The sequence below is a fragment of the Sphingomonas sediminicola genome (assembly GCF_014489515.1).
Classification (GTDB): Bacteria; Pseudomonadota; Alphaproteobacteria; order Sphingomonadales; family Sphingomonadaceae; genus Sphingomicrobium; species Sphingomicrobium sediminicola.
Map to the genome: position 1 here is coordinate 2,107,184 of NZ_CP060782.1, position 13,451 is coordinate 2,120,634.

The 13,451-nt window shown below is 63.8% G+C and carries 15 protein-coding genes and 2 pseudogenes; 8 read left to right on the forward strand and 9 right to left on the reverse strand.

Going from position 1 to position 13,451, the window contains the following annotated elements; all coding sequences use genetic code 11:
• Positions 1 to 29: 29 nt before the first annotated feature.
• Genes H9L14_RS11375 through H9L14_RS11385 form a run of 3 tightly spaced genes read left to right on the forward strand, consistent with a single transcriptional unit; the run spans position 30 to position 2,036 of the window.
• Positions 30 to 566, forward strand: a complete 537-nt coding sequence (locus H9L14_RS11375) for a DUF3617 domain-containing protein (RefSeq protein ID WP_187708190.1) — start codon at positions 30 to 32, stop codon at positions 564 to 566.
• Between the two features lie 25 nt (positions 567 to 591).
• A complete protein-coding gene (locus H9L14_RS11380) occupies positions 592 to 1,104 on the forward strand; it encodes a DUF3617 domain-containing protein (protein WP_187708191.1) in 513 nt (170 codons plus the stop codon).
• A gap of 35 nt (positions 1,105 to 1,139) precedes the next feature.
• Positions 1,140 to 2,036 carry a diacylglycerol/lipid kinase family protein gene (locus H9L14_RS11385; RefSeq protein ID WP_187708192.1) on the forward strand — a complete coding sequence of 299 codons (897 nt, stop codon included), beginning with the start codon at positions 1,140 to 1,142 and terminating at the stop codon, positions 2,034 to 2,036.
• Between the two features lie 6 nt (positions 2,037 to 2,042).
• Here the strand turns inward: H9L14_RS11385 and H9L14_RS11390 are convergent, their stop codons facing one another.
• Complete coding sequence (locus tag H9L14_RS11390) at positions 2,043 to 2,363, reverse strand: hypothetical protein (protein WP_187708193.1); 321 nt, start codon at positions 2,361 to 2,363, stop codon at positions 2,043 to 2,045.
• Positions 2,364 to 2,391: 28 nt separating this feature from the next.
• Here H9L14_RS11390 and H9L14_RS16705 point away from each other — a divergent pair, with 28 nt between their 5' ends.
• The 3 genes from H9L14_RS16705 to H9L14_RS11400 all read left to right on the forward strand — a co-directional run bounded on the left by H9L14_RS16705 (position 2,392) and on the right by H9L14_RS11400 (position 4,694).
• Positions 2,392 to 3,213 (forward strand): serine hydrolase domain-containing protein, encoded by an 822-nt coding sequence (locus H9L14_RS16705; protein ID WP_222949818.1) that lies wholly within the window; start codon positions 2,392 to 2,394, stop codon positions 3,211 to 3,213.
• On the forward strand, positions 3,177 to 3,692 hold the full coding sequence (locus H9L14_RS16710) for a serine hydrolase domain-containing protein (RefSeq protein WP_222949981.1): 516 nt from the start codon (positions 3,177 to 3,179) through the stop codon (positions 3,690 to 3,692). The genes H9L14_RS16705 and H9L14_RS16710 overlap by 37 nt, the downstream gene beginning before the upstream one ends.
• A gap of 81 nt (positions 3,693 to 3,773) precedes the next feature.
• A complete protein-coding gene (locus tag H9L14_RS11400; protein ID WP_187708194.1) occupies positions 3,774 to 4,694 on the forward strand; it encodes a TolB-like translocation protein in 921 nt (306 codons plus the stop codon).
• Between the two features lie 36 nt (positions 4,695 to 4,730).
• Here the strand turns inward: H9L14_RS11400 and H9L14_RS11405 are convergent, their stop codons facing one another.
• The 6 genes and pseudogenes from H9L14_RS11405 to H9L14_RS11430 form a co-directional block, all read right to left on the reverse strand.
• On the reverse strand, positions 4,731 to 5,813 hold the full coding sequence (locus H9L14_RS11405) for a tetratricopeptide repeat protein (RefSeq protein WP_187708195.1): 1,083 nt from the start codon (positions 5,811 to 5,813) through the stop codon (positions 4,731 to 4,733).
• Complete coding sequence (locus H9L14_RS11410; RefSeq protein ID WP_187708196.1) at positions 5,761 to 7,200, reverse strand: hypothetical protein; 1,440 nt, start codon at positions 7,198 to 7,200, stop codon at positions 5,761 to 5,763. Before H9L14_RS11410 ends, H9L14_RS11405 begins: the two co-directional genes overlap by 53 nt.
• A 307-nt stretch (positions 7,201 to 7,507) precedes the next feature.
• Positions 7,508 to 9,183: pseudogene (locus H9L14_RS11415) on the reverse strand (M28 family metallopeptidase).
• A 130-nt stretch (positions 9,184 to 9,313) separates the two neighbouring features.
• Positions 9,314 to 10,018 (reverse strand): hypothetical protein, encoded by a 705-nt coding sequence (locus tag H9L14_RS11420; RefSeq protein ID WP_187708197.1) that lies wholly within the window; start codon positions 10,016 to 10,018, stop codon positions 9,314 to 9,316.
• Positions 10,019 to 10,023: 5 nt separating this feature from the next.
• The gene (locus H9L14_RS11425; protein WP_187708198.1) at positions 10,024 to 10,833 is read right to left on the reverse strand and encodes a M56 family metallopeptidase; all 810 of its coding nucleotides are present in this window, start codon (positions 10,831 to 10,833) and stop codon (positions 10,024 to 10,026) included.
• Complete coding sequence (locus tag H9L14_RS11430; protein WP_187709959.1) at positions 10,830 to 11,207, reverse strand: BlaI/MecI/CopY family transcriptional regulator; 378 nt, start codon at positions 11,205 to 11,207, stop codon at positions 10,830 to 10,832. Before H9L14_RS11430 ends, H9L14_RS11425 begins: the two co-directional genes overlap by 4 nt.
• Positions 11,208 to 11,338: 131 nt before the next feature.
• Here H9L14_RS11430 and H9L14_RS11435 point away from each other — a divergent pair, with 131 nt between their 5' ends.
• A complete protein-coding gene (locus tag H9L14_RS11435) occupies positions 11,339 to 11,602 on the forward strand; it encodes a rhodanese-like domain-containing protein (protein WP_187708199.1) in 264 nt (87 codons plus the stop codon).
• Between the two features lie 30 nt (positions 11,603 to 11,632).
• Positions 11,633 to 12,124 carry a rhodanese-like domain-containing protein gene (locus H9L14_RS11440; RefSeq protein ID WP_187708200.1) on the forward strand — a complete coding sequence of 164 codons (492 nt, stop codon included), beginning with the start codon at positions 11,633 to 11,635 and terminating at the stop codon, positions 12,122 to 12,124.
• Between the two features lie 39 nt (positions 12,125 to 12,163).
• Here H9L14_RS11440 and H9L14_RS16715 read toward each other — a convergent pair whose 3' ends face one another.
• Positions 12,164 to 12,658, reverse strand: coding sequence for a SulP family inorganic anion transporter (locus H9L14_RS16715; protein WP_343070261.1), 495 nt, complete (start codon positions 12,656 to 12,658; stop codon positions 12,164 to 12,166).
• Positions 12,634 to 13,434: pseudogene (locus H9L14_RS16720) on the reverse strand (SulP family inorganic anion transporter); the annotation flags it as partial. The gene H9L14_RS16715 and the pseudogene H9L14_RS16720, both read right to left, overlap by 25 nt.
• Positions 13,435 to 13,451 lie beyond the last annotated feature (17 nt).

The window sequence follows — 13,451 nt, forward strand, 5'->3', positions numbered from 1 at the left end:
GGAGGCGGACGTCTCACAGGGGGCTGTGGATGAGACCTTTCATACTGGCATCGTTCGCCTGCCTGGCCGCTTGCGGCTCCGGCGATACGGTCGAGATGACCAATGCGTCGGCAGGCGACGTCGCCAAGGAAATGGGCAAATCGGATGTTGCCTTCGTCAGTCCGGGCAAGTGGCAGCAGACTGCATCGCTGCTTGAAATGGACGTTCCCGGAATGCCGCCGCAAGTGGCCGAGGCTATGAAGAAGGCAGTCGGGACGAGCCAGGTCCATGAAACCTGCCTCACCGAAGAACAGGCGAAACGTCCCAAGGAGGACTTCTTCACGGGCGCCGAGAAGAACTGTCGTTACGAGCATTTCAAATGGGGCGGCGGCAAGGTCGACATGAAGATTGTCTGCACGGAACCGCAGGCGACCAAGACCATGGAAATGACGGGCACCTACGAACCGAACAGCTACCAGATGGCGATGGCCATGAGCGGCCAGGGCGCCCAGCCGGGCCAGACGATGAACATGAAGATGCGGGTCGACGCCAAGCGCATCGGGGAGTGCGACGGCCGCGAGAGCTAGGACTGGGTGAAGAGGGGGAAGTGAATTGCGCAAACTGATCGTCGCAGCGGCCGCCGCTGCTCTCGTTTCCGCTTGCTCGGAAGACGCTCCGGTGAAGCAGGAAGAGACGGCCGCCGCCGTTCCTTCCGCGGGCCAGTATCAAGCCAGCTGGAAGGTCACGTCGGTCCGCTCGGTCGACAAGAGCACTCCGGCGACGAAGCTCAAGCAGGATGCGGCGGGGACCACCAGCGGATGTGTCGCCGCCGACGGCACGATCGACCCTGCACTGTTCGCCGAGGATGGGGATACGTGCACCGTCGCCAATCCCTATGTCCGCAACGGCCGACTGAGCATGGACCTGACCTGCAAGCGCAAAAGCCAGACTGGCGAGGTTCGTCAGTCCGTCAGCGGAACGTTCAAGGCAGACAGCATGGACGTCGAAGTCAGCACGACAACCTACCTGTCGGGCTTTGGCGACTATGCCATGACCCGGACTATCACCGCCAAGCGCGTCGGCGAATGTCCGCCGGCGACGGAAAAATCCGCCAAGACGTCCTGAACGGGACCCGGCGGCCCTTAAGCGTTAAGGCGCGGATGCCCCGCGCCCGCGAAGTCCTGGTCTGCGTCAACCGTTCGAGCGGCACCGCCGCGCGCAGCGAGCGCGAAGCCGACGAGATCCGCGCGGCGCTCGCGAGCGCGGGAATCAAGGGACGGGTCGAGCTGCTCGATGGTGCCGCAATCGCCGAGCAGGCGAAGAAGGCTGCGGAAGCGGTCACCGAGTTGATCGTCGTCGGCGGCGGGGACGGCACGATCAGCGCTGCTGCCGGAGCGCTTGCGGGGACCGAGACTAGTCTCGGAATCCTGCCCCTCGGGACACTCAACCATTTCGCGCGCGACCTTGGCATTCCGATGAAGCTCGACGAGGCCGCAAAGGTCATTGCGGCCGGCCAGACTCGCGTGGTTGACGTCGCCGAGGTCAATGGGCGCACCTTCATCAACAACAGCGCGATCGGCCTTTACCCGCTGATGGTGATCGACCGCGACCTGCAGCAGCAGCGGCTGGGCCGAAGCAAGAGGTTCGCCATGGTGGTCGCGGCGCTGCGGACGCTCGCGCGCTTTCATCACAATCGCCTCACCTTGACCGTGAACGACGAGCAGGCACGGCTCGACACGCCTCTTCTGTTCGTCGGCAACAACGACTACCGGATCGACATCGGGGCGCCCGGCCACCGGGGCAGCCTGCAGGACGGGAAGCTGTGCGTCCTCGTCATGCGCAAGAAGACGCGGCGCGGACTGATCGCGGCAAGCATCCGCGCCTTGCTCAACCGGACGCGGCCGGACGATATGGTCCGGCTGGACGACGTCGCCCGCCTGCGCGTCGCAAGCCGCCGCACGCATCTTCCGATTTCCGTCGACGGCGAAGTTACCGCACTCACATCGCCACTGGACTACAAGGTGCGAAAGCGCGCTCTAAAGGTCATCGCGCCCTAACCGCGATCAGTCGCCCTTGGATGGCTTGAAGGCGTCGGGCGGGCGGTTGGAGCGATTGCCCATACCCAGCATGGTCTTGGCGTCCCGTTGTTCCCTCAGCCGCTCGGCCTCCGTCTTGCAGACCTGCTTGACGACCCGGCTGCCAGTCGAACGTTCTGTCCGGCACACCTTCTTTTCCACGGCAGGCCGTTGCCCCTCGACAATGACCGGCTGATCCTGGGCAAAAAAGGCAGAGATCAAAAGCAGCGAACCAAACATTTTGGCCTCCGATATGTGGAGCCTCTGCCTCCGGCTGATTGGAGTCAAATGAGACAGACGCTTGCGCATGGGCGCACTCATGAGTCACCCTGCGGGCATGAGGGGCGTTGCACTGGCATTTCTGGCCTTGGCGGGCTGCGCAACGGTCCCGCTGCAAGCGCCCGAAGTTCCGGTGTCGCAGGTTGGCGTTGCCTTCGACCGCAATGAGGAAGTCGGCAGTTTCGTGGAAGGCTTTGCCGAGCCCGCCGCCGGCCGCGCGGTCACTCCCGACGATCCGGTGCGCGTCGCCTCGATCAGCAAGCTGGTCGTCGGCATCGGCGTGATGAAGCTTGTCGAGCAGGGCAAGCTAGACCTCGACAGCGATGCGTCGGCCTACCTCGGCTGGAAACTTAGAAACCCGGCGTATCCCAATCGCCCGATCACGCTCCGGCAATTGCTGTCGCACACAAGCTCCGTCCGCGACCATCACGACCAATATGCGATTCCGCTCGGCGACAGCGTCCAGTCGATCATGGCGGCGCCGACGAGCTGGGATCCGAAACACGGGCCGGGCGACGTCTTTTTCAAATATTCGAACCTCAATTTCCCGATCGTCGCGTCGATCGTGGAGCGTGTTACGGGCGAGCGGTTCGACCTCTGGATGCGGCGCGAAGTCATCGAGCCAATGAAGCTCGACGCCTGCTACAATTGGCCGACCTGCAGCGATGCGAAGGTCGCCCGCGCGGTCGTGCTCACGCAGGACGGCAAGGCCGTTAAGGACGACCTAGGGGGAAGACAGCCGGACTGTCCGGTCTATGTGGAGACCGGCGCCTGCGATCTTGCCCGCTCAAAGCTCGGCGAGAATGGCGCATTGTTTGCTCCCAGGGCGGACTGCGGATCTCCATGCGCGATCTCGCTCGCGTCGGCCGAATGCTGTTGAATGGCGGCACCTTGGACGGAGTCCGCATTCTGTCGCCGCAGTCGGTCGAAACGCTCCTGACGCCCGTCTGGCGTTTCGACGGATCGAATGGCGACACCGATCATGGATTTTATTGCAGCTATGGGCTCGCGACCCAGCAGATCCCCACAGCCCGACGCGGCTGCAAGGACGACCCGGCAGGTGACGGCATTGCCCGTGCCGGGCACGCAGGCGACGCGTACGGTCTCCGATCAGGCCTGTGGATCGACCGCGTGAACGGAACGGGCGTCGCTTATTTCATTACCGGATTGTCGGACGATCCACCGCGCGGGACCAGCGCCTATCGCGCGGCCGAAGAAGTCGCGTTCCGCCGAAGCCTGCAGACTTTCGCTACGAGCCTGCAGTGCGCGTCGCGCCGGAAAAGGGTGAAGGAAGCCGGCCGCCAGCGCTGCCGCTTCGCCTTCAACGATTTGGATCCGTTCGATTTGACGTCGCGATAACGCGGCGGTCACACCCAGCGAACGCTTCCTCCTGCACCCAACTCGAACGCGCAACTCGCGCGGGCGAATGGGAGAAGTGGAATGCGTAAAGATGTCTGGTGGCCTCAACGGCCCATGCGTGCATTGGTGGCCGGCGGTGCGACAGTCTTGGCCCTTACCGCGACAGCCGTTGCCGCAAAGTCCTTCGGCGACTGGGGTGCTCCGGTGAATGCGGAATCGCTACCCGGCTCGAGCAGTTCGCTGAACACTCCCTCCAACGACGGCTGCCCAATCCTCAACCCTTATGATGGAAGCCTGTACATGGCCTCCAACAGACCGGGCGGTTACGGCGGACTCGACATCTGGATTGCGCCTAGGAGTGGCGAAGGGTGGGGAACCCCCGTCAATGCAGGTCCAGCCATCAATTCCGCGGCAGATGAGTTCTGCCCCACTCCGTCGCGGGGCAATCGGTTCTTCTTTGTGCGAAGACTTAGTGCGACGAATACGGATATCTTCGTTTCGAAAGACTTGCCCAATAAGGGCTTCCAAGCACCCCAGCGTCTCCCGACCGGATCGGATTCGATCAACAGTCCGTATGAGGAATGGAGCCCCTCCTGGTTCGAGACGCCCGACGGCCGCGAGGTCCTCTATTTCTCCAGCACGCGCGTCGGCGCTCCCCGGCAGCAGGTCTATTACAGCGTCGACTACGGGCCAGCTCAGCTCGCGCAGGGCGGCGTAAACAGCTCGGCCAGCGACGCGCGTCCGAACGTTCGCCACGATGGGCTGGAAATCGTGTGGGATTCTACACGGACGGGGACACTTGGTGGACCAGACATCTGGACGGCTACCCGATCATCGGTCGATCAACCTTGGGGCACGGGCATCCATTTAGAAAACGGCATCAGCAGCGCAGGAAACGACACGCGCGCTTCTTTGTCGTGGGATGGAACCCGCCTGATGTTCGGCTCGACCAGAGCCGGCGTTGAAGGCTCAGCCGACATCTTCACTTCGACTCGCGAGTAGCCGCAGTATCTCGCGGGGGGTGCGGAGCTCAGACCTTCAACGGTCCGAGCTCCGCCTGTTCTTTCGCGACGTGATTGAGAATGCGATCGCGGGCGGCCTGAAAGCGAGGATTGCCGCGAAGCCCGCTAAATGCAGGTTCCCGCGCGAGATCGAGTGCGATCGTACGGCCATCCGGCAGCCAGCCTCGCTTGAGCGCGGTTTCGAGCGTGGCGAGCGCCTGAGACTGCTCCCCTTGTGCCGCCCTGACCAGTGCCAGCCTGCCGCTCGCGTCCCTGACCGGCGCGCGCGCCAGCACCGTTTCAAGCTTACGAGCCGCCCTCTGAGCACGTAATCGGCCTCTGAATCCAAACCTTCTGACCGCAGGGCGACGGCCACATTGGAGGCGAGTTCCGGCAGCATGTCGCGACGGTCCACCTGCGATATGAATTCATCTGCGTCGCGAAAACCGGCACGGTAGAGCTTCACGAGGTCATGCGAATGGCCGAGTTCGATCATCGATCGTGCGGCGGGCGCGGAGAAGAATAGAGAGGTCCAGAATTCTTCGGGCGTGACCGGTTTTCCCTCAAAAGATTTGGGCGGGAGAACCTTGCCGCTGACCATGAGCGCGTACCACTCCGGACAGCCCGTGACCCGGTGCATAGCGTCGTAATATCCGATAGCGCTGATCGACTCGAACCAGCTTAGCCAGAGCAGATGTTTGGGACGTCCATTCCCATCCACACCATGTTTGCTGAGCAACTTGAGCGCAGCAGAATAATCGCCCAGCCGGTAAGCACCTTCGGCCCGCAGGCTAAAAAGGAGGTCGGCGCTGGCCCCAGCCCGCTTGAGCTTTCGAAATAGCCGTTCGATCGAAGCCGCATCGCCCAGATCTGAAGAGGTCCCAAAGAAGTTGAGCACGGCCGGCTGCAAGAGGGGATCCAGCTCGAGAGCGCGCCAGTAGGCGTCGCGGGCTTCTTGGTAACGTGCCTGCGCGGCCAGTGAATTCCCCAGCCACAGCCAGGCTTCGGAATAGCTCGGATCGAGCTCGACCGCGCGACGGAGTTCCGGCTCCGCCGCACGCGAATTGTCACCCTGGATCAGCGCTAATGTCGCGTGGGCGGGCGCGAAGTTCGGTGCCATGGCGAGCGCCTTCCGAACGGCCGCTAGCCCTCCGCGCGCGCATCTGCATCCACGATGGCGATCCGCCCGTTGAAGAAAGTAGCTCCTCCGAGCAGCGACCAGGCGGGCGCATAGTTGGGATCGGCCTTAACCGCCTGCCGAAGAAGTGCCTCCGCCTTTGGAAGTTTGCCCGCTCGCGGCTCCCGATGAGCTGCCGGGCCTCGCTGTACATCGCGTAGACTTCGGGCGTCGTCGCGATCTGCTCTGCCCGACGTCCGCCATCCGGCGCCAGCCGAGCGCGCAACTTCCCCTCTATTCCGTTCGCGATGGCATCCTGTAGCGCGAAGGGTTCCTTCATCCGGCCCCGGAACGTGTCCTGCCACACTGCAATCCCGTCGCTGGTCCGGGTCAGCGACACCGAAATCTGCACATTGTCCCCGCTTCTGAGGACCATGCCTTCGAGAAGGTGCGTGACGCCGAACCTGTCGAGGAACTGCCGCGGAGAAATCCGCTGCTGAGCCATGGCCTCGGTCGTCGCGCGCCCAAGAACCCGGAAGCCCTTGCCCTGGTCAGGGCCCTCGAGTCTGCTCCCATAGTCCGCAGCCAGGAAGCTGTCCTGCCTCGGCTTTTGATCGAACGGCATTACGGCAATGATAACCGGATAGTCCGTCGAAGCCTGCCGCGGCTTACTCCAGATCAGGGCCGCCAGTGCGGCAGCGGCCAGCACCAGCACCGTGAGAACCGACATGATCGGTCGCGCGCGCCGTGGCGCGATCGGCGTGACGGTGCCAACCGTCGACGGCCCGGTTTCCAATCGCGAGCCGTCCGGAATTACGGACGCGCGCTCGTTTGAAAGGCGTTCAAAAAGCTCGACGGTTTCGTTGGATGGAGCGGCGTCGAAATCAACCGCTAGTCTTTCCTTCAGAGAATGGAAGTGACGGTATAGTGCGGCGTTGTCGCCTAGCTCATGGTCAAGTTGTAGGGCGGACCGCGTAGCTCCCTCGTTTGCGGGATCGAAGCGCAGCAGCGCCGTGACGAGCTCAATCGCCGCCCTCGGCCCGGCCTCCGCCCGGCAGCGATCGACTGCCGATACAGCTGCGGAGAATGAACGCTCGGGTTCCAGCGCACGTATCTTTCGGAGCCAGTCATCGAACTCCGGGTCGAGGCCATCCAGATCCGTGAGAAGACCGGGTTCGGCCCCATCCAGCAAGGCCATTAGACGCGTCCAGTCGCCATCGCCCGCGGCTAGGCGGACCAGCTCGATGTCGGTGACGAGATTATCCCTACGGATCGCCAACTCGTCCCGGCCGACACTGAGGATAGGCCGGTCTTCGTCGCCGAAGTGCTGCAGTTCGAAGATAGTCTGCCGGAGGCTGGCCTTCGCCTGCGCTTCCCCCGGTCGCTCCACAGGAGGTCGGCGAGGGCATCGCGGGACATCGGGCGCCCGCTCAAAGCCAGTGCCGCGAGCAGAGCGCGCGCCTTCTTCGTTCGAAGATGAAGCTGGCTTCCGGACTGATCCTCGAGGCTGAATCGGCCGAGGCAGCGAACAACGAGCCTCGTCGCGCCGTCTCCCGCTCTCACCCACTCGGCGACGTTCATCGCCGGGTCGTCCTGTTACGCTGGAGCATCCGCGCTCCCTGCTCCGAAAGGCCGAGAATGCATGACGCAAGTTAATTCGTCTAGGCAATCACCTCGAAGAGCAGTCCCGATCTGGGTTAGCGGCGTGTTTCGGCGCTTGCTTCGCGAACCTTCGAGAATTCGGACGAAGGCAGCCATTTCGGCCATTCGCGGCTGTTCGCCAGGCGCGCACCGATGTCGTAGAACAGGTCGGCCTCCTGCACCGCGCCGCCGAGGTTCCAGTCCGGCGACCAGGCATCGCAGGTCTGGTGGTAACATTTGCCGGTGAACTCGGAGAGCCAGCGCTCACCTGCTTCCCGGCCTCCGTCCTGCAGGTCGTAGGCTCCCGCCAGCGCCATATCGAGGAGCACCGGGACGCCGCGCTTCGCGAGCGAGAAATGGTCGGCGCGATAGAACAATCCGCGCTCCGGATGCCCCTCCGGCGTGACGTACCGGCCTTGCGCCTGGGCGGCCTGAGCAAGGAGCTGCTCCATCTCGCTCTGCCCTTTGCCGATCAGCACCACATCCTTCACCGGACCCGCGAACTGGAGGGTATCGAGCGTGAGGTTCGCGACCATCGTCTCGTGCGGGTAGAGCGGATGCTGGGCATAATATTCGGACCCGAGCAGGCCGCGTTCCTCCGATGTCCACGCCGCGAACAGCAAAGTGCGCTCTGGCCGAGGACCGGCCGCGAATTTCCGCGCAATCTCGATCATCGCCGCGAGGCCGAGCGCGTCGTCGGCTGCACCCGGGCGGATCGTTCGTCCCTGCGCGTCCGCCGGCCCGATGCCGTAAGCGTCCCAGTGTCCGCCGTAGCTGACCGTTTCATTCGGATATTTGGAGCCGGTCAGCTTGCCGATAACGTTATGGCTGGTAATCCGCGCTAGCTCTACCGGGGCATTGGCCGAGAAGGTCGCCTTGAGGGCCACCGGCTTGAACTCCGCGGTCCGCGCCTTCCGGCGCAGCTGCGCGAGATCGTATCCGGCGCGCTTGAACATCTCCGCCGCGACTGGACCCTGGATCCAGCCCTGCAGGAGCACCGGCTGCTGCGCGTTCCGGGAAAGGACGATGTTGAAGTTCTCCCCGCCGCGCTCTGAACGACGTTCCAGCCGTAGCCCGCGCCCAGCGTGTCGTGGACGATCAGGGCGGCGACCGCGCCGCGCCGCGCCGCCTCGTCGAACTTGTAGGTCCAGCGCCCGTAATAGGTCATCGTCTGGCCGCTGAACTTTCCGGCCACCGGCTCTCCTGCGACCGCTTCGAAGTCGGGATCGTTGACCAGAAAGACCGCGACCTTGCCCTTGAGGTCGACGCCCTTGAAGTCGTCCCAGCCGCGCTCCGGCGCATTCACGCCGTATCCAACGAACACCATCGGCGCGCCGGCGATCTTCGCCCGGTCGGTGTCGCGGACGGTGCTGAGATAAATGTCGTCGGGGAAGCGCAGCGGCAGCGTCCGGCTGCCCTGCTTCACCGAGAATGTCATCGGCGCCTGTAGCTTGGTTCGGATCATCGGGACCGTCTGTGTCCAGCCGCCATTCTCTCCGCCGGGCTCGAGCCCCGCCGCTTTGAATTGCTCGGTCAGATAAGCGACGGTCTTCTCCTCGCCCGGACCGCCCATCGACCGGCCCTGGAATTCGTCCGATGCAAGCACGCGCGTGATCTCGGACATACGATTGGCGCTGATTGTCGGGGCTGTAGCAGGCGGGGGAGAAGCTTCGGCAGAAGGAGGCGGCGGCGGCGGGACAGTCTCACATCCGCACAGGACACCCACAACCATGAGAGCCGAAGCGAGTCGCCAAATCTTCATCGTCCACTTCCCTCGACCGAACCTCGACAACGGACGGATCCCTTAATGGGTTCGTCGGCTGCCTGGCTAGCGGTCCGGGAAGTGGACGATCCTTTTGAGCTTAGTCTTGAGGGTCGTCGAGGCGGTCGAGTTCGTCCCGCGCCTTGTCGAGTCCGTCCTGGGCAGCTTCCAAGGCCCGCTCCATCTGCGCTTCGCTGACCGAGGCCATGGCGTTGCGAGTGATCGCTTCGATGTCGATCGCCTCGACCGATTTCAGCGACGCGCGAACGGTCGCCTTGATCTGGTCAGGGCTCTGGCCGGCGCGGCGAAGCTCGACGGAGTGCGCGTCGATCTCTCGCATTGCGCGATCGATTTCGACCTTGGCCGCAGCCATCTCGCGCCGGAACTCTTCCTTGCTGATCCGGGCCTCGTTCATTGCTTCGCGGACATCGCGCTGAATCTCGTCGCGGTTGATACGGCTGATCTCTGCCCTCGCCTCTGTCAGCGACTTGCGTACCTCCGCCTTCTCAGCCGGAGTAAGATCCTCCCACTTCTTCGTCTCGCCGTTCATCGTGACACTGCCGTTGTGGATGCTGAGGTTGGACCGCTTGTGGACCGGGGAGACGGGCGCAACCGGCGCCGGAGCGGCCACTTGGGCAACCGACGCCACGGGGACAATCGGAGCGGCGGCAGGCGCCGCGGACAACATCGGGATATCGACATACTCAATCGCCCGCGTGGCGGTCAGCGGCAGCGCGACTCCGATCACTGCGAGGACCATCATCCGGCCGGTCAATTTGCGGCCGGCGGTGGGATTGCTGAGCATGGACTTCAATCTCCTGTGAAGGGTAGTCCGACGATCGAGCGCGCTGGCAAACAGCAGCGCCCGCCCGATGTGGCTTTCGCGATCGCCCGGCCATAGTCCGAGCGGTCGATGGTTCCGGCTTTCTCCAGCACCCGCGCGTCGCATGCCGCTTCCTGGTCGAAGCGGAACGCGGCGTGCGCGGCCCAGGCCAGCGGATTGAACCACTGCAGGCAGAGCAGGCCGAAGGCGAAGAGGTTGGCGATCAGGTCGCCCGAGCGATGGTGCGCGAGCTCGTGCTCGAGCGCGAGCCGCCGCTCATGCTCCGCGTAAATTCGCTCGAAGTCGGCCGGCACGGCGATGACCCGGTCGAAGATCCCGAACGCAAGAGGACCGGTGACCTCGCTCGACCGGACGATGCGGATCGAGCCGACCCGACCCAGCTCGACGGCGCCGTCCAGGATGATGGTCCTGGCGCGCCGGAACTGCAGGATTCGGCCCGCGAACAGCCCGGCCGCGACGCCCAGCCAAGCGACCAGCAGGATCGTCGACCACCCGCCGACCTGCTCGATCAGCGACTGTTCGGGCGGCACGACGCTGCTCAACAGCATTGGCTCGGACATGTATTGCGTGCTCATCAGCCGCGGCGTGACGGCCGGTCCCATCGGGCGCTCGATCGTCTGCGTGATCGTCGGCATCAGCAGCCGCGCCCCCGGAATCAGCCACAGGCCATAGGCGACGCGGGCTCCGAAATGGCGGCGCACCGGCTCGCGCAGCAAAAGGACCAGGACCATCAATCCCGAAGTGGCAAGCAAGGTACCAACCAGCCAATCCGTCACGACTTGAGCTCCCTCAACAAAGCCTCGATCTCGGCGATATCCTTCGCATCGAGCCCATCTTCTTCGGCGAGGCGCGCGACCAGCGGCGATAGACGGCCGCCGAACAGCCGTTCGACGAACCGCCGGGACTCGCTTCCGACATAGGCCTCGCGCTCGATCGCGGGTGAATAGAGAAAGCGGCGTCCGTCTTCGCGGTGCGAGACAACGCCCTTGGCGGCGAGCCGCCCGAGCATGGTCTTGACGGTAGCCATCGACCAACCACGCTGCGCCTCGAGTCGTTCGCCAACCTCGGCGGAAGTGAGCGGCTCACTGGCGGCCCAAAGCACCTCCATGAGGTCGAGCTCGGCGTCGCTGATTCTCTTGTCTGTCACCATGTCGATTACACGTGTAAACGACACGACTACAGTTGTAAACGGTGTTTCTGTTTATGTCTGCTTTGGGTGGAAAGCGGACATTTCGCGTTGAGTCCGCTATACTGTTGAGGTCGCTCGACGGGGAAAAGATAATGCGACATCTTGCTATGAGCCTTGCCGCTTCATTGCTGTTCGCGACAACCCCAACGATTGCGCAGAACGTCCTCGATGCAACGCTCGTCGAAAGTGAGCAGAAGACCGCTGATATTTCCACGAACGAACTGCGCCGGTTCATCGATAGCCGCAGTGGAGTGCTGATCGATGCGCGGCCACCACTAGAATATTCAATAAGCCATATTCCCGGCGCTCAGAACGTGGCGCCGCAGCCTGGTCGTCCCGCCCATCTACGTCTCTGACGTCGTGGAAGTCGGACGGTTGCTAAAGGGGTGAAGGACCGCCCACTTGTGTTGTATTGTAACGGCCCGTTCTGCGGGAAGTCCAAACGCCTCGCGGCCGAACTCGCCGAGGCTGGGTACACCAATGTTCGCCGGTATCAGCTTGGTGCACCGGGCTGGCGAGCGCTCGCTGGTGCTGCGATGCAAACCGAAGTGTCGGCGCTTCAGTACATCCGGAGCGATCCCACTGCCGTATGGGTAGACGCGCGCGAATCATCACAATTCGCCACAGAGACGATCCCAGGCGCGCGAAATATTCCCGTGAGCGGCCTTAAGCCCGGCAAGGACCAAGGTGTGGTGAAAGAAGCCAAGGATGACGGGCGCCTCCCAATGGAAGATCACAACACGCGGATCGTAGTTTTCGGAGCCATCGGCAAAGACGCTCAAGCTGTAGCCGATTCGATTTCGCGCGAAGCGTTTCACAACGTGAGTTTCGTCGCGGCTCCCTTTGAAGAGGTTCGACAGATCCTCGCTTCAAGGTAGTGCCGAGTGTCCGCAGTGGGTCAAAAGCGAACATTACGATCAAAGCTGTGACCGGTCGGCCGGTGTCCATTCCTCCGGCTCGACGTCCTTCCGGATGAGGCGCAGTGCGAGGCCAGCGACCGTGCCCACCGCAATCGCAATTGTCAGGTCTGTGGCGATCGTCAGGAGCATCGTCAGGAACAGCAAGGTCCGGTCGCCCGCTCGCAACCGTATCCGCTCGCCCCAGCGATGCGGCTCGCTCATAACCCACGCGGTCACGATCAGCAGCCCCGCCAGCGCCGGCATCGCCAGATAGCCGGTCAGCCAGCCCGCTCCCAATGTGATGAGCAGGATGACCAGCGCGTGCACGATCCCCGCGACGGGCGTCTTGCCGCCGGCCCGCACGTTGGTCGCGGTCCGGGCGATTGCGCCAGTGGCGGGCAAACCTCCGAACAGGGGCGAGGCAATGTTCGCGACGCCCTGCGCCAGGAGCTCGGCATTTGAGCGATGCTTCCCCCTATCATCCGGTCCGCGACGATCGCGGACAGCAGGGATTCGACCGCGGCGAGGAAGGCGATGACGAACGCCGAGGGCAGCAGGGCGCTGATCCGCGCGATGCTGACGTGCGGCAGCGACGGCATCGGCAGGCCCGTCGGAAGCGCACCGAAGCGCGAGTAGATCGTATCGACCGGCAGCATCAACAGAGCCACCGCCGCCGACGCGGCGCCGATCACCAGCAGTGATCCCGGAAACCAGGGCGCGATTCGGCGGAGCAATGCGATTCCCGCCACTGAAAAAAGGCCCACGCCGACCGCCAGCGGGTTGATCGTCTCGCGCGCCGCCCAGAGCGCCGGCAGCGCCTCGACCAGGTCGGCCGACGCCTTGATCGACGAAAGCCCGAGCAGGTCCTTGAACTGGCTGACCGCAATGATGATCGCGATCCCGACGGTAAAGCCCTCGATCACAGGCTCCGGCACCAGCGTGATGAATCGCCCCGCCCGCAAAAGACCGCCGGCGACCAGGATCAGGCCGGCCATCAGCGTCGCCAGGAGCAGGCCGTCGAACCCGTGCTGCTCGATGACGCCATAGACGACGACGATGAACGCACCCGTCGGGCCGCCGATCTGAACCCTGCTCCCGCCCAGCAGCGAAATCAGCAGGCCGGCGACAATCGCAGTAACCAGCCCGGCCTTCGGATCGGCGCCGGACGCGATGGCGATGGCGATGCTCAGCGGAAGTGCGACCAGCGCCACCGTGACCCCCGCCAGCGCATCGCCGACGAAAAAGCGCCAGCTGTAGTCGCGGAGGGTCGTCAGGAGCTTGGGCTTCACGCCATCAGCTAACCACC